This is a genomic window from Bradyrhizobium sp., from assembly GCF_047605465.1.
Classification (GTDB): domain Bacteria; phylum Pseudomonadota; class Alphaproteobacteria; order Rhizobiales; family Xanthobacteraceae; genus Bradyrhizobium.
The window spans coordinates 1-15,569 of record NZ_JASGFS010000001.1; the positions used below are offsets into that span (position 1 = coordinate 1).

At 62.3% G+C, this 15,569-nt stretch carries 17 protein-coding genes; 8 read left to right on the forward strand and 9 right to left on the reverse strand.

Annotation, left to right across the window (positions count from 1 at the left end; all coding sequences use genetic code 11):
- Positions 1-461: 461 nt before the first annotated feature.
- Complete coding sequence (locus QM712_RS00005; RefSeq protein ID WP_415020960.1) at positions 462-662, forward strand: hypothetical protein; 201 nt, start codon at positions 462-464, stop codon at positions 660-662.
- Positions 663-748: 86 nt separating this feature from the next.
- Here QM712_RS00005 and QM712_RS00010 read toward each other — a convergent pair whose 3' ends face one another.
- Positions 749-2,320: an AHH domain-containing protein gene (locus QM712_RS00010; RefSeq protein WP_415020961.1), complete on the reverse strand. Its 1,572-nt coding sequence runs from the start codon at positions 2,318-2,320 to the stop codon at positions 749-751.
- A 1,202-nt stretch (positions 2,321-3,522) separates the two neighbouring features.
- On the reverse strand, positions 3,523-4,290 hold the full coding sequence (locus QM712_RS00015; protein WP_415020962.1) for a DUF4261 domain-containing protein: 768 nt from the start codon (positions 4,288-4,290) through the stop codon (positions 3,523-3,525).
- A gap of 515 nt (positions 4,291-4,805) precedes the next feature.
- Here QM712_RS00015 and QM712_RS00020 point away from each other — a divergent pair.
- Positions 4,806-5,006 (forward strand): hypothetical protein, encoded by a 201-nt coding sequence (locus QM712_RS00020; RefSeq protein WP_415020963.1) that lies wholly within the window; start codon positions 4,806-4,808, stop codon positions 5,004-5,006.
- Positions 5,003-5,209, forward strand: a complete 207-nt coding sequence (locus QM712_RS00025; protein ID WP_415020964.1) for a hypothetical protein — start codon at positions 5,003-5,005, stop codon at positions 5,207-5,209. The genes QM712_RS00020 and QM712_RS00025 overlap by 4 nt, the downstream gene beginning before the upstream one ends.
- A 10-nt stretch (positions 5,210-5,219) precedes the next feature.
- On the opposite strand, the gene QM712_RS00030 is transcribed toward QM712_RS00025, so the two are convergent.
- The 7 genes from QM712_RS00030 to QM712_RS00060 all read right to left on the reverse strand — a co-directional run bounded on the left by QM712_RS00030 (position 5,220) and on the right by QM712_RS00060 (position 10,593).
- Positions 5,220-5,375, reverse strand: a complete 156-nt coding sequence (locus tag QM712_RS00030) for a hypothetical protein (protein WP_415020965.1) — start codon at positions 5,373-5,375, stop codon at positions 5,220-5,222.
- Positions 5,376-5,487: 112 nt separating this feature from the next.
- Positions 5,488-5,736 carry a hypothetical protein gene (locus tag QM712_RS00035; RefSeq protein WP_415020966.1) on the reverse strand — a complete coding sequence of 83 codons (249 nt, stop codon included), beginning with the start codon at positions 5,734-5,736 and terminating at the stop codon, positions 5,488-5,490.
- A gap of 216 nt (positions 5,737-5,952) precedes the next feature.
- Positions 5,953-6,972 carry a DUF1214 domain-containing protein gene (locus tag QM712_RS00040; protein WP_415020967.1) on the reverse strand — a complete coding sequence of 340 codons (1,020 nt, stop codon included), beginning with the start codon at positions 6,970-6,972 and terminating at the stop codon, positions 5,953-5,955.
- A gap of 258 nt (positions 6,973-7,230) precedes the next feature.
- Positions 7,231-7,440, reverse strand: a complete 210-nt coding sequence (locus QM712_RS00045; protein WP_415020968.1) for a hypothetical protein — start codon at positions 7,438-7,440, stop codon at positions 7,231-7,233.
- On the reverse strand, positions 7,437-7,637 hold the full coding sequence (locus QM712_RS00050; RefSeq protein ID WP_415020969.1) for a hypothetical protein: 201 nt from the start codon (positions 7,635-7,637) through the stop codon (positions 7,437-7,439). Before QM712_RS00050 ends, QM712_RS00045 begins: the two co-directional genes overlap by 4 nt.
- A 298-nt stretch (positions 7,638-7,935) precedes the next feature.
- Positions 7,936-8,772, reverse strand: a complete 837-nt coding sequence (locus QM712_RS00055) for an outer membrane protein (protein ID WP_415020970.1) — start codon at positions 8,770-8,772, stop codon at positions 7,936-7,938.
- A gap of 450 nt (positions 8,773-9,222) precedes the next feature.
- Positions 9,223-10,593: a nucleotide pyrophosphatase/phosphodiesterase family protein gene (locus tag QM712_RS00060; protein WP_415021343.1), complete on the reverse strand. Its 1,371-nt coding sequence runs from the start codon at positions 10,591-10,593 to the stop codon at positions 9,223-9,225.
- Positions 10,594-10,816: 223 nt separating this feature from the next.
- On the opposite strand from QM712_RS00060, the gene QM712_RS00065 reads away from it, so the two are divergent.
- The 5 genes from QM712_RS00065 to QM712_RS00085 are packed head-to-tail and all read left to right on the forward strand — an operon-like array spanning position 10,817 to position 15,397.
- Positions 10,817-12,001 (forward strand): 3-dehydroquinate synthase, encoded by a 1,185-nt coding sequence (locus tag QM712_RS00065; protein WP_415020971.1) that lies wholly within the window; start codon positions 10,817-10,819, stop codon positions 11,999-12,001.
- A gap of 6 nt (positions 12,002-12,007) precedes the next feature.
- Positions 12,008-13,210, forward strand: a complete 1,203-nt coding sequence (gene eboE, locus QM712_RS00070) for a metabolite traffic protein EboE (RefSeq protein WP_415020972.1) — start codon at positions 12,008-12,010, stop codon at positions 13,208-13,210.
- Positions 13,207-14,085 carry a UbiA family prenyltransferase gene (locus QM712_RS00075; protein WP_415020973.1) on the forward strand — a complete coding sequence of 293 codons (879 nt, stop codon included), beginning with the start codon at positions 13,207-13,209 and terminating at the stop codon, positions 14,083-14,085. The genes eboE and QM712_RS00075 overlap by 4 nt, the downstream gene beginning before the upstream one ends.
- The gene (locus tag QM712_RS00080) at positions 14,085-15,017 is read left to right on the forward strand and encodes an EboA domain-containing protein (RefSeq protein WP_415020974.1); all 933 of its coding nucleotides are present in this window, start codon (positions 14,085-14,087) and stop codon (positions 15,015-15,017) included. The genes QM712_RS00075 and QM712_RS00080 overlap by 1 nt, the downstream gene beginning before the upstream one ends.
- A complete protein-coding gene (locus QM712_RS00085; protein ID WP_415020975.1) occupies positions 15,014-15,397 on the forward strand; it encodes a DUF6220 domain-containing protein in 384 nt (127 codons plus the stop codon). The genes QM712_RS00080 and QM712_RS00085 overlap by 4 nt, the downstream gene beginning before the upstream one ends.
- Positions 15,398-15,569 lie beyond the last annotated feature (172 nt).

Below are 15,569 nucleotides of genomic sequence, written 5' to 3' on the forward strand. Positions count from 1 at the left end.
GGCGCTAACCCTATCCCGGGCCCCGGAGACCGCAGCGCCGCGCCCACCCCGCGCGCGCCGCGAGGCCGGCACGTTCGCGCGCGCACGGCCAGCAATGGTTCGGACGGCGGCGCGCCGATCGGCGCTCCATCTTCAGCGTGTGTGGCCGGATGCGCGGCCGCCGTCCGATTCAGACCGAGACGAAAAAACCCGCGGCGGATTTCTCCGCGCGGGTCAACCGAACTCGTCTCGATGATGTCATTCTGCCGGTGTTTTGCCCGACGTGTCAAACTCCGGATGCCGCCCCATCGGCCGCCGCCGGCATCGCGATGTCGCCGCGGCATGAAAAAGCCCGCCGCGGATCATTCCGTGCGGGCCGAACCAAACTCGTTTCGATGATGCCACTTTGCCGGTGTTTTGCCCGACGTGTCAAACGAACGAATGGGCCGGGCGCGCGTTAGCCGATCGGGAGGATCGGAAGAATGACACCCAGGAGCCCGATGTCGACCGCGCCGCGACATCCCACGGCGCCGAAGACCGGCAGCGAGAAAGAGCGCGACGCGCAGAATATGGAGATCGAGAACGCCGGCGATCCCGAGGACACCGGCCGCGATCTCGTTCACGGCGATGGCGGGGCCATCGACCTGCCGACCAAGCCGGGCGATCTATCGCAGGACGATTAGATCAACGCAAATTTTCGATGATGCCACTTTGCTGGTGTTTTGCCCGACGTGTCAAGCGATCGACCTCGCAGCGGCATCCGCTAAGATTACTGAAACGGCCTTTGATCGGGCCGGAGGAACGGCTGTATCCAACGAGAGAACCATTCTTCGGCATCGTTGCGCGGAAGACCCGGATTATCCGCCCGAAAGATTGGGGGCGGAATCATATAATTCGGTTCGCCAGCAAACGTGTCGATCGGTTTGGTTGTCTGATGAGGCGGACTTGCGCTAGTCGGCGTGCTCCAATTGCCGAACCGATCGTTGAATTCCTTAGAAAGCAAATACGGAACTGGCGCACTGCCGGATGCGAACACATTACCGGCGTTCGATGCGTTCATTCGAGTGAGACGACGAATCTCTTCGGGAGCGACGGCATCCGCAGCAGAACTGGCTTGCGCTTCTGACGGGGCCTGGGCGGGCAAGTCGCCGGCGGGTGTACCAATCAAAGCTCCAAAGCGATCGGAGAAGGTCGCCGCCGGCTCCGCATCTTGATTGCCCGGCTTGGGTCCTGCGACAGAGGCTTCGTTCTCCCCACTGCTTGTCGGCTCCGCACGCGCGACAGAGTTCGCCGCGGCTCCGGCCAGTGCAAGGGCCCCGGCCGCCGTCCCCCAAGCCGGCAACAGCGGTATCAATGCTGGCGCAGCCATTGCGGCCGCAAAGAGCGCCATTCCACCCAGCAAAGCTGGGCCATCAGCCGGGTCGTGAGGTAAATCGTCCGGATTTGGTCCCATCATGGGTGACCCATCGGAAAACTTGAGAATATCACTTGTCTCAGGATTGAATTGCAGGACTTGAGGTGGCGGCGGCATGGCCACACTGGGCGGTAGTTGCCCTAACCGCTGCTCGTCCGGACCGGCCTCAGGAAAGCCCGGCAATCGGCCCGCAAAGCGTGGATCACCTCGCGTGAATCCTTCTGGCTCGATCGCACTTCCGAGAGAAGGTGGAAGGGAGGGTGGCAGGAGAGGCACGTCGCCCGGATCGATTGAACTCGATGGCGGCACATCAAAGGTATCGTCAACAGGCGCAAACTTGAGGAACTGCGTTCCGCGGAGGTACTTGTTCCCGGAAGTGACATTAGCGCCGGGATTATTTCTGATCGCCTCAATGAGCAGCTTCTCTCTCTCGGAGTTGCCGACAATTGCGAACCATCGCAACAGATGGTCCATTCCAGAGTCTAGGCCTTCCCGTTCGATATCCCAAATTCTTTGGAGCGAACCGGGATTCCGCTCCACATATGCCCCGCGGTTCTTAATGACCTTAACGATCCTCTCCTTAAATTCTTCGAGGGTCATCCCGGCGGGTATGTTCGCGTGGAGGTCTCCATTGGCGAAGCCAATACGCAACGCATCAAACAACTTCCTTATCTCAACGGCGCGAATGTCCAGGTCAGCTTCTTTTGCGATTTGTTTGAGAGCGACATCAATCGCTTCGTAGTACAGATCCGCATGGCCGCCCGGGTGCGAGGCTATGCCCATCCGTCGAGCCAACTCACGGCTATAGGGCAAATAGATTAGATTGAGTTCCGATTCTACTCCGAGAGTTTTCTGATCGATGCCATCGAACGCTTCATGATGTTTGAAACGTTCCGGTATCATATGATGCCCGAACAAAATTGACATGCCCTACCTCGAGCTTTCAAAAATTTCTGGATGTGTTGGGTGATTGATTTCCGCGGAATGCCGCCAAGCCTCAGAAAGAAATCGAGGGATGCATGCGACGCGCGCAAACGTAGGCCGCGCCTAGCGTAAGGCGAGGCCAGTGCGATCAAGGAGCCGAAGGCTCGCTTGTGAAATTTCGATGATTTTCGCTCTTGTGGGTGACCAGCGGCGCGGCTAGGAGACCGGCTCAGCCGAGCCATCATTCATGGCGGCGCAGCTCAAAGACAACAAGGAGAGTTGCAAAGACCATTGGATCTGACGGTCTACCTGACTCAGGCTCGTCAGATATCACCGCCACGAAACCGTCAATTGCCATCGAACATCGGCAAGAAGTGAGCTTGAAACATTCAGGTGCGACCGGACATCAACCACCAAAACCAAAGAGATTGTTGAACACCATCCGCTCAGTCCGACCGCCTCTCCATTGAGGACGAGTTCGCACCATCATCGTGAACCGGTAGAACTTCTTCCGAAGCCTTGGTGAGTGGGATCGTCTGCGAATTCCGATCTCCAATTTTGGCAGACATTGATCCAGGGCATCGATGGTTTCCGATCCGGTCGCAAAGCTAGCAACGCGTACCATCAGATGAAAACGCCTCCGGGTCGAAGACTCGAACATTGCCTTTGCTTGGTCCAAAATCAGCCGGAACCAGTACAAGCGCTCGAAGTCTCGGAGAAGACGCCCTTCGATTTGTCGAATGCGGGCCTTAGCGACCAGGGATCATCCGACAGATGATCCGGCTGCCTGCTGGCCCTGCGATCGTCTCTGAGCACGCGGAGCGAACTACCCCGATAAAACGACATTCTGTAGAACTGGCGATTTGCGTGGCCTGGGGCATTTTTCGACATTCGGCTGTCCACGCTCCCTTCAGATCACCCGCGCATCTAACGAAAGCGCCATTTCCCATTGCGATCGTCCCTGCCTCTCCCGAGAGGTCGGATCGTCGCGCCGCTGTCATGCATCAGATTGTTTCAAACTCCGCGCGGAGAACAGCGGCATGCGGAAAACAAACCACAACGATTCAACAAAAAAGCCCGCGGGGTCTCCGCGAGCTTGATCCAAATTCATCTCTATGATGCCACTCTGCCGGTGTTTTGCCCGACGTGTCAAACGACATGTTCGGACCAGCATGGCTCCGAGCCCTTCCGGGCATCATCCCATTTTATTTTGCCGGATCATCGGTGCAGTAAAACACGGGTAAGCCACCGAACGTATCGGAATTCTTGTAATACACGGTGAAGCGCTCGCGCTCGTTGCTACCAAACGTATCGCCATCTTTGACCACGGGACCGTGCTCAACCAGGTAGACGGCCAGACCGTGTACCTTGTCCATCAGTTCCGCAAGCGACAGCTTGTGGGTCTCGAATTCGATTTCGCGTTCGGCAAACGCCGACAGCCCCATCGTCACCGCGCCAATTCCACTATCAGATCGAAACGGCAGTACATCGATCCATAGCGAGAAAGGATATTCCGGGAACGGCGCAAACGATTGCTTCGACATGTCCGACCAGAGATCGGTCGCTCTTGCGACCTTTCCATTCCAGAGAACGGCGCAGCATTGAGGCACGGCCGCAATCAACCCGCCGACGACAGCCGTCGTCAGACGAGCGGCGCGCAGCGGCTCGTGCTTTTTGCCAAGTACAGAAACGATCACATGCCCCCGGTGCCGCGCCGCAATTGCTTCCCCCTGTGGCCACGTCGCCGACGTACGTAACCATAGCCCCGGGTCCGCGGGAGCGGGCGACGGCATCGACATCACCGCGACGGTATCATCGCCGCAGCGAAGGAGCGGCGAAGTTTGGCCCTCTTTGCCTCCATCGGCCTCTATCGGCAATTCGGGATGCCGCGCGCGAATGGCCTTGGCAAGCGCAGACATGTCTGGAATTACTGGAGTCTCCAGCAAGACCACCGCAAGAAACGAGCTACTCATTACCCTCCCCCAGGACTTGTTTTGAGACGTGATGCGTTTGTCACCACGCCTCGACCACAGGTTGCGTGACCTCAATAGAACAAAAAGAGAACGATGTCAACACGGTTCCCCATTCCCGCGCTATTTGGCCGGTCCCGGATTGCAAGAAGGCATCGCGGCACTGCTTCTAGGCGGACGCATCCGTGCGTGAGACGACGACGTGGGAGCGGCCCGGGCCTCATGGGTGACCAATTTCGACGCCGCCAACCGCTGCCCGCACTTCGCCCTCCCGGCCACGATCGCGTTGCGCACTTCGCCGTCGTCATCCGGCCCGAGTGCAAACTGAGCAAACCGCTCAAAAGGCGAAAACCGCGCATCGATGGACCTGCGCAAATAGTCTTGCCGCACGTATAAAAAGATACGGACTCCCCGTTCGAAACAGGCGTAGAGTCAGCCATCACCGCAAGGCCCCTGGCATCGATCGGTGACGAGAACGCCTGTTGCGCTCCCGCCCACTCGCACGAGGGAGCAGCGCCATGCTGACACGACGCAGCTTGAGACGAACCAAAACCGCTCACCAGCAACTCGCCGACGAGATCGCGCAGCTTCGCGAGGAAGCGGCGACGCTCGCGCCCGGACGCCGCCGCGACATGCTGCTGCGCAGGGCGCGGCAGGACGAGACCGCGATGCGGATCGAAGCCTGGCTGCTCTCACCCGGCCTGAGGGCACCGACATGAGCCGGCAATATCGCGCCTATCTGGTCGGCGACAACGGCGTGTTCCGTTCCGCCGAAGCGTTCGAGGCGCTGTCCGACGCCGCCGCGCTCCGCTTCGCCCGGAAGTTCGCGCAGCAGGGCAATGTCGAGGTCTGGCGGCTCGACCGCAAGATCGGCCTGCTGCAGGCCGAGCAGCCCGAACGGGGATCGCCCGCCCACCCATGACAGGCGGCTCTCAATAGAAGGCCGCGGCGAGATCCGATCCGAAGATCATCGCGGTGACGAGGGAGAGCAGCAGGCCCGCCCCCGAGAAGATCACGAGCACCTTGAGGGTTTCGACGTCGACACTGGTGCCCGTGGCCCGGGATATCGCCTTTGCGAGTGCACTCATCATCAGCAGCTCCGGCATGCGCCGAACAGGCGCGCGACACTGGCAGCCAGCCTAACGGCACAATCGGAATCGGCATGTGAAATGGATTACAGCCGAAGCGCGGATGCCGGCCTCATTCCTGCGCGAGTTTCCCCGTGATGTAGGCATCCACCGTCTCGGCGAAGGAGCGCTGCACGCCGACCGCGGCCAGGTGCTGGTCGAGCGCGTCACGCTGGAGCACGCGCAGGCCGCGGCCGCGCGCGCTCACCGGCGCGGCGTCGAGATATTGATCGATGGCGCCCTTGGCGAGCGGGATCGCCCGCGGATCGCCCCTTGCGATCAGCAGGCGCAACAGGCTCTGGCATTCGGCCAAACCCGGCATCGGCGCTCACCCGCGCGCGGATTTCGGCTTCGGCTTCGGCACCGGCTTGGTGTGCGTGCCGAACAGCGCCAGCAGGAACGCGACCTCTTCCTTGGAACCGACCTGGATCATGACGTGTCTCCTTCTCGCTCCGTTGGTCGGGGCCGGCGGCGATGGAGTTCAGCACGATCGGGTTTCAGGACTGTTTCAGGCGTGTTTCGCCGGAACAAGAGCCGCCTATTGCACGGGCTTCGCCTCGGGAAACGTCCAGCTGCCGCCGAGGATGTCCGGGCGCGGCCGATACAGGCGCACGATGTAGTTCCAGCCGTCGGTGATCGGCAGGCAGTTCGGTATCTTGCCGTCGCAGCCGCCGAACTGGATGGCGACGCTGCCGTCGGCGTTCTTCGTGCCGGTGATGTCGTTGACCGAATAGGCCCCGGCGGAATTCTTCTCGAAGAACCCCTTCGCGTTGTAGACGCTGATCGACCAGAAGCCGTCGACCGGCACATTGGCCGGCACGGTCATCCTGTAGACGGTCTTGCCGTCGCTCTTCGGATCGACACCGAGATAGGTCGCGTCCTTGTCGGGATTGGCGCCCCATCCGGCCGCGGTCACGATCAGATGGTTGATCGGATCGACCGTGCCCTTCGGGCCCATCGCGTTGCGAAACCCGCCGCTGTATTTCGCCAGCACCAGCAGGGCATCGCGGATGTCCTTCTGCTGCTGCGTGTTCCAGTCCGGCGGCTCGAACGTGCCCGGCCCGTTCGGCTGCTCGAAGCCGATCGCATCCTGCAGCGCGGCGACCTTCCCGAGGTCTTCGGGGTCGTTCGGATCGGCCAGCGTGCGCACCGCGGCCATGACATAGCGCGTGCCGACGGTCTTCCGGTTGAGGGTCACGGTGGCGGGCGCGTAGACCACCATCGGCGCGTAGTGCTCTTCGGAAATGACCTCGAGCGACATCAGGCGCTTTCCGGAGTCAGGCAGCTTGATCGTCACCGGCCCCGCGTCGAGATCGAACACCGCCGACGAATAGAGCGTGTCGCGGTTCATGCGAATGATGATCTGCTTGTCGATGTCGGCGGGCGCGCGATTGTGGGAGAACTTGCCGATGCCGCCGGCTTCCTTGATGGCATTCCCGAAATAGAAATCGGACTCGGCCTGCGCGAACTTGTCCAGCGTCACGGGAACGGTGCCCTGGGCCCGCGCGGACGCGGAAACGACGAGCGCCGATATCAACGTCGCGGCCAGCATCTTCATCGTCAGCCCCCCACATTCGTCTTGGCGCGAGACCAGGTGCGGCGACCCCTGGCTCGATGTCGGCCGGAGGGCGGACGCGGTCGGGACAGTGAAAAGCAATCAGCTCAGCTTGCCGGACTTTTTAGCACCGTCCCGCATGCAGGCCCAGCGTGAAGATCGCGACCGGCAGGCGACGTCGGAACATCGACGGACATTCGATTCAATTTGCAACGCAGCGCCGGCGCGGTGGAGGCGCAAGGCATCACCGCCGGGTCACGATCAGTTCGTGATCGCGCCCGGGATCACGTCCAGTTGCACGCCGTCCGCGTCGATCACCGACACGGAGCAACCGGTGCGTCCCGCGATCTTCCTCGCAAGATCAATCGCCGCCTCCACGGACGCCCCGTCCAGGACGACGAGCGAATATTCCGCGCGCGAAGCCGCGCGCCGGACGCGGTCGGACTCGGGGCGTGGGGGCGACGGCATCATTCCGGCGGCTGAAGCCCGGTGGACCTGACCCAATCGTCGAGATGGTTCGCGACGTCGGCCTGCCGCGCCTTCTTGATGAGCGCATCCCGCTCCGGCCCCGGGGGCAGCGCGGCCGCCTGCTCGTGAACGGCCTTCGACCAGGCCGCCAGGCGATCCTGCAATGTGAGCTGTTGCTTGAAACGACGCCGCTTGAACATGGCGCGCTCCTTTCCATGAGAGGAAGGCGGGAGCGCAATGAGCGATCTCAACACCGATATATGCCAAGAGCCGGGCGGTGGTCATTGGAATTTACCAGAGGGGCGCGGCGGTTCCCTAACAAATGTTGGTTTCGGGATGAGAGTTCGTCGAAATCGACATGCGCGCGACGGCTCTGACCCGGCTTGCGAAGGCCGTCTTCGGCGCCAGGACACCCGCCACGAGGGGGCGCGGCAGGACGGCCCAAGAAAAAGCCCCCTGCGAAGGGGGCTTTTCCGTCGAGGATGTCCTGGTCTGCGCTCAGTAACGGGCCATCACCGGGCCGCCGAACTGATAGCTCAGCCGCGCGCGAACCATGTCGGTCTTGAAGCTGTCCGCGCTGATGTTGAAGTTACAATTCAGCGCCGTACAACCGGCGCTGCCGGCTCCCGTCGCGCCGAACGACCGCGACTGCAGCTCCATGTGCATGTATTCGACACCGATGATCCAGTTGCGGTTGAACTTCCACTCGGCGCCCGCACCGGCGGCCCAGCCGATCTGGGTCGAGCGGTTGAAGCCGGCGACGAACTGGTTGGACGGTGCCGGGAAGTTGGCGGTCCAGGAGCTCGCCACCGAACCGTAGGCGAGACCACCGGTGCCATACAGCAGCAGGTTCGGCGCCGCGAGGAAGCCGAGCCGGCCGCGCGTCGTACCGAACCATTCGAGCTTCGAGCTCGCCGCGCCGTTGAAGTCCGTGAAGCCGAGTCCGGTCGTGACGGCCGATGCGGTGGACTTCACATCCGTCCACTGAAGATCGGTCTCGATGCCGAGCACGATCGAATTCATCTGCCAGTTGTAGCCGAGCTGACCGCCGACTTCACCGCTCGAGCCGGTGTTGCGGCCGTAATCGCGCGGACAGGCGCCTGCGGCGAAGCACGGAGCCCAGAAGGCCGTCGTGCCGGGGTCGGCGGGCGCGGCAGTCAGATGATTGCTCCCCCAGATGCCGCCGCCGTTGATGCCGAGATAAAAGCCCGTCCAGCTATCGACAACGGGCGGCGCCATCGGCGGTGCCTTGACCGCCATGTCTGCAGCGGAAGCCGCCCCGAGGCCGGCCATCAACATGAGTGTCGTAAGAATCGGGGTCAGTCGCAACTTCATGGAAGTCTCCTAACCAGTAAGAAAATTCAGCAATGAACGGATCGTACGCCCACACGCCTTAAGCGACGATTCAAAACTGGACCCACAGCCCCGAAGTGCTTCGTTTTCCCGACAAGCGTTGCAATTGCGCGACATTTTGGAACCGAACGGCGCCGAAAAACGCTGATAAAACGGAACCTTAGTGACCTCCATCACACCGCTGTCATGGCCGGCTTGGTTAACGACGACATCGACTTCGATCACGGCGACGTCGGCGTACGGGCCATCTCCAGAAGCAGACGCAACATGGCATCACGCCGGCTCCGATTCCGTGAGCAGACGCGGATCACGGGCTACGACGCGAAGCGGTTTGCGCGACCACGCGGAGCTTCTGCAGGAGAATCCGACTGCCGGAGCAGGCTCACCACGCGACGCTTTCCGAGCCGCGCCTTTCGCGCGCTGAAGGCTGTCTCACTGCGCGAAGACGGCGTCGAGCAGCAATGGCTTGATATCGGTGGCGGCGAGACGGTCGCGCCTGAGAAGATCGCGGCGATCGGAAATCACCAGAGGTCCGTCCTCGGCCTTGTCCGTCAAGCGACCGTGCGAGCCCCTGACGAGCGACGCATCGAGGGGAATAACATCCATGAGCGCGCGAAATCCGAGCTTGCGCAACAGCAGGCGTTTGCCGATCGCCGCCTTCGGCGCCTTGATCGCGGGATCGAGGAACAGCTCGACCGGATCGTAGCCCGGTTTGCGATGGATCTCGACGGTCCGCGCGAAGTCGGGCGCCATGCTGTCGTCCTTCCAGTAATAGTAGGTGAACCAGGATCGCGCATCGGCCATCGCGATCAGCTCGCCGGAGCGCGCGTGATCGAGTTCAATCGCTCTCCGCTCGTCGCCGCCATATACGTGCTCGACGCCGGGCAGGCTCGCGACCAGCGCTCGCACATCCGGCAACAGCTTCGGATCGGCGACATAGACGTGCGCGATCTGGTGGTCTGAAAGCGCGAACGCTCGCGACGCCATCGGGTCGAGCAGTTCGCCTCCATCCTCCTCGCGAACAGCCAGCAGCCCCGCATCGCGCAGCGCCCGATTGATGTGGATCGGCCGATCGACGGGAGTGATGCCGTATTCCGAAAGGACCACCACGGACCTGCCGGATGCGCGCGCGGCGTCCGCGAGATCGCCGGCGACGGCGTCGATGTCGGCGAGCGACTGCCGCACCGCAGGGTTCGACTCGTCCGGTCCGAAACGTTGCAGGTCGTAGTCGAGGTGAGGCAGATAGGCGAGCGTCAAGGTCGGATCGTTCTCCGCCATCACGAGTTTCGTCGCCTCGGCGATCCAGCGCGTCGATGCGATCGTCGTGGCCGGTCCCCAGAACTGAAACAGCGGGAATTGTCCGAGACGCTCGGTCAGCCGCTCGCGCAGTTGCGGCGGCACGGTGTAGCAATCCGGAAGCTTGCGGCCGTCCGCCTTGTAGATCGGCCGGGGCGTCGCGCCGATGTCGTGGCTCGACGCCATATTGTACCACCAGAACATGTTCGCGCAGGTGAAGGCGCTGTCGCGCTTCTTGCCGGCGTCCCAGACCTTTTCGCCATCGACGAGGCGATTGGACTGGCGCCACAGCAGCACTTCCATCTGATCGCGGAACAACCAGCCGTTTCCGACGACGCCGTGATCTCTCGGTGACACGCCCGTCATGAAGGTGGCCTGCGCACTGCAGGTCACGGCGGGGCTCACCGTATCGAGGTTCGCCATGGCTCCGTCGCGCGCCAATGCCGACAGCCGCGGCATCAGTCCCAGATGCCGTGGCGTCAATCCGACCACGATCATGGCAAGCACTGGCTTCAATGGAGTCCCCCCAACGATGCCTTCGCGTCTTCAGCGCGAAGGCCGCAACGCAACAGGCGAAACGGCTTGCCAAACTGCCAAGCAAAATGGCACGCTGTCCAGCGAATTGGATTTCGCATCGCGGTAGGCAACGTCGAAACGTTGGTCGATCGGTTTGCGGGTTCGCCGGCCCCATGACACCACAACAAGAAGGGCACCGGCGGGGGAGAATGCCATGCTGGATACGCCCTCCCAAAGGGTCGAGGATGTTCGCCTGCAATCGTTCAGCGTCGCCTACGAATACCCCGTGGTATTTACGCGAGACGCGTTCGCACTCGGTAACCGCAGCCTGATCGATGTCCTCGCGCGCCGCGAGCCTCACAAGCGTCATCGGTGTCTGATTTTCGCCGATCAGGGCGTCCTGACATCGCTCCCCGATCTCTCCTGCCAGATTGAAAACTACGCGGCCGCGCATGCCGGGCGAATGGACCTGGTCGGGCCTCTCGTCCCGGTCCCGGGCGGCGAGATCTGCAAGAACGATCCCGATACGACGCCCCGGCTTCTCGAAGCGCTGTCGCGGCATGCGATCGATCGGCACTCCTACACGATCGCGATCGGCGGCGGCGCCGTTCTGGATGCGGTCGGATACGCCTCGGCGATCTTCCACCGCGGCGTTCGCCATATTCGTTTTCCGACGACGGTTCTGGCGCAGGACGACAGCGGCGTCGGGGTGAAGAATGCAGTCAATCAGTTCGGATTGAAAAATCTCATTGGTACGTTCGCACCGCCCTGGGCGATCATCAACGACAGCGTCTTCATCGATGCGCTGCCGCCGCGTGAAAAGCGCGCCGGCATGGCCGAGGCCATCAAGGTTGCCCTCATTCGCGATGGCAGGTTCTTCGAGTGGCTGGAATCCCATGCGGACGAGCTGATCCGCTTTTCGCGCCCTCATATGGATCACCTGATCAAGGAGAGCGCCGCGCTCCATATGCGCCAGATCGCACATGGCGGCGATCCCTTCGAGATGGGCTCCGCCCGGCCGCTCGATTTCGGGCACTGGTCCGCGCACAAGCTCGAACAGCTCACACGCAACGAAGTCAATCACGGCGAAGCGGTCGCGATCGGCATCGCCCTCGACACGCGCTACTCCGTGCTTTCGGGCCGCTTGGCCGCCGGTGAAGACGAACGCGTCGCAAGACTGCTCGAGCAACTCGGTTTCAGCCTGTGGCACGACGCGCTGGAGCACGCCGATGCCCACGGCCATCTGCTCCTCCTGAAGGGGCTGTCCGACTTCCGAGAGCATTTGGGTGGCGAACTGACGGTGACCCTGCTCGCCGGGATCGGCAAAGGCCTGGAGGTCCACGAGATGGACGACAGGCTGATCAGCCAGAGCATCGATTGGCTGAAACAACGGAAGTGATCGCGGATGAAACTCGACCAGCTTTCCGGAAACGTTCATCTCACCTACTGCACGAATATCCACGCCGGGGAACGCTGGGACGACATCCGGGCGAGCCTCGATGAGCACGTTCCTGCGATCAAAGCGACGGTCTCGCCGCACCAGCCCATGGGACTCGGGTTGCGCCTCTCCGGCGAAGCCGCTGCCGCGGCGAGACAACCGGAGGCGCTGGCCTCGTTCCGGGATCAATTGTCGAAGCTCGGCGCCTACGTCTTTACCATCAACGCATTCCCCTACGGTCCCTTCCACGGCGTGCGCGTCAAAGAGCACGTCTACCTGCCGGACTGGCGCGAGCGCGAGCGCGTCGCCTTCACGGCCAACAGCGCAGCGGTTCTGGCAGCGATCCTTCCCGATGGGATCGACGGAAGCATTTCCACCGTGCCTGGTGCGTTCAAGCCGAACGGACGCTCACGCGAGTCCATTGCCGCGATGACGACCAACTTGACGATGGCGGTCGCCGATCTCGTCGACGTCGAGCGCCGGACGGGAAAGCGCATCGCGCTTGCTCTCGAACCGGAGCCCTGCTGCTTCCTCGAAACGACCGAGGAAAGCATTGCCTTCTTCAAGGATGAACTCTTCAAGCCGGACACGATCGAACAACTCAGCGCATTGACGGGCGCCTCCAGGCGCGATGCCGAAGCCCTGCTGCACCGGCACATCGGGATCTGCTACGACGTCTGTCACGGCGCCGTCGAGTATGAGGACATCGTCGGATCGCTGGATCGGCTGATCGCCGCCGGCATCGCGATTCCCAAGATCCAGCTGTCCGCGGCGATGCGCATCCCCACGATGAGGAAAGACCTCGTCGATCCCGTCATGAAGTTCAACGACGGGGTCTATCTGCATCAATCGATCGTGCGTCGAGACGATAATCTGGTGCGCCACACCGATCTGCCGGACGCCATGGCGGCCTTCGACGAAGGACACGCGGATGGCGAGTGGCGCATCCACTGCCACGTCCCGGTATTCCTGGACAATCTCGGTGAGATCAGCTCGACCCGAAGCGATCTGGTTGCGACGCTTGCCGCCTTGCGCGGGAAAACCCGTTCGTCTCACCTCGAGGTCGAGACATATACGTGGGACGTGTTGCCCGACAAGCTGAGAACCGGCTCGAAATCGGCCGCAATCGCTCGCGAGATCGCATTTTGTCAGCAGGAGCTCGTCGGATGAGCAGCATCGCCCTGCGCACACCAAGTGCATTGACTTTGCTGAAGCTTGGTCGCGTGTCCAATCTCCCGACGGTTTGGACCAACGTTCTGGCCGGCGCCATCATCGCCAATCCGGCAGCGACCGCGGCCGATCTTCTGGTGATCGGCCTATCCATGACCGCGTTCTACGTCGGCGGTATGTATCTCAACGATTTCTTCGACCGGGAGATCGACGCCCGCGAAAGACCTGGCAGACCGATCCATGCCGGAGAGATCGGAGCGAACACCGTATCAACCATCGGCTTCATACTGCTCGCGATCGGGATCGTCCTTCTCATACCGTTCGGGACCTTGCCCGTCGTGCTGGGCCTGGCGCTTGCCGGTGCGATCCTTCTCTACGACGGCTGGCACAAGGGAAACACGATCGCCCCCGTCATCATGGGTCTCTGCCGCGCGCTGGTTTACGTCGGGACCGGCGCTGCGGTGAGTGGCGACATCCGCCTGCCGCTTGTGGCCGGTGCGGTCGCCCTCACCGCTCACGTCGTCGGACTGACCTACGCGGCCAAGCAGGAGAACCTGAACGAAGTCGGCCATTTGTGGCCGCTTGGGATTTTGAGCGTTCCTCTGTTGATGGCGCTGCCCGGCCTGTCGAGCGGATGGCTGGTCGTGGTCAGCGCTCTCCTGCTCGGCATCGCAGACGTCTTTGCCGTGCGGCTGCTTGCGAAACGCGCGAAGCCTGGCGCGGTGCCCCGGGCCGTCTCGACACTCATCGCCGCGATCTGTCTGGTCGACGCACTCGCGGTGGCGCTTTATGGCGGCAGCGTCGCGCTGGCGGCCCTGTGTGCCTGCGGTTTCGTTCTCACGCGGCTTTTCCAGACCTTCATTCCGGGAACGTGATGAAAGACTCTCTAGCGTCGGGGCAAAGCGGGACAAGCCCTTCGGGAGACCAGGCTCGTATCGCATTCATCGAGCTGGTGCAGGCGTGGATCTCGCGATCCGCGACCGAAGACGGGCGAAACTGGTTCAACACCACGCTCGACGGAATTCGGCATTCCGCGGACACGTCACGACTTGCCTTCGCAATCGGCCTCGCGCCGCGGCGCCTGGGCAAGGCCGACCTGACCCTCTCGGCGGAAGACAGGACACAGGCAGCGGCGATCCGAGCCAACCTCGACCCCGGCGACTGGAGCATCGACCAGGCGGCCCGGATCGCGTTTTCGGTCGCAAGTCATCATGGCGACGACGCCGCGTTTGTCAGCTGGTTCGACGGCTTTTGTGCCACGGCCGGCATCAACGAACTGATCGCGCTCTGCCGCGGACTTCCCGTTTATCCGGCGCCGACGCTGATCGAGCCCCGTGCGCGGGAGGCTGTCCGGTCGGGCATGAGGCCCGTTTTTGAAGCCGTCGCGCACTGCAATCCCTACCCGGTCGAATATTTCGCGGAAGACGCCTGGAATCAGATGGTGGTGAAGGCGTTCTTCATCGGCGCCCACCTCTGGCCGATCCAGGCTCTCGACCGGCGCGGCAATCCACGGTTGGCGCGCATGCTGGTCGACCTGGCTCAGGAGAGATGGGCCGCGGGCCGCCCGGTCAGCGGCGAAGTGTGGCGCTGCGTGGCTCCGCATGCAGACAACGTGGGCGACGCGGCATTGGTGCGCGCGTTCGATACAGGCGACGACAAAGAACGCCTGGCCGTCGCGCTTGCGTTGCAGCAGGCGGGCGAGCATCGCGTGGATGCCCTGTTTGAGAGGCCGGAGTCGCGGCAGCAAGTGAAGACGCTCCAGTCCCGCCTGGCGTCCGAGGGAATTGGCTGGAAAGCGCTCTCATGAGCGCATGGTTGCGGCCGCCGGTTGCGCGGCTCTTGCTTCGCGCGTTGGCCGCACTGCTGACGATCTGCCTGCTCGTGCAGTTCTTCATCGCCGGCATGGCGGCCATGACCGATCCGACGTGGTGGTCGTATCACAGCGCCTGGGTCAACATCTTTCAATGGCTTGTCGTGCCGCTTCCGGTTCTTGCATGGCAAGCCGGCCCACCACGCACATGGCGCATGCTGCTTGCCTGCACTCCGTTACTGCAGATCGCGTTGCAATATGTATTGGCGCATCGCGCCATCGATGGCCGCCTCTCGATCGGCATAGGCCTGCATGCTTTGGATGCGGCGCTTCTGCTGTTGATCGCAGCCGCACTCGCGGTGGGCTTGTTGGACTAGGTCTCAAAGCAATCGATCGGGAATTCTCCACCATCGACTCGGGAATTTCGATCCGTGCAGAACGCAATCGCGAGACGCATGATCGACGGCGATGAGTTGCACCGATTTGCTGTTGCAGCTTCGATGGAACGCGCTACGATCCCGATCGGCCGCATCACAAAACTCATAAATT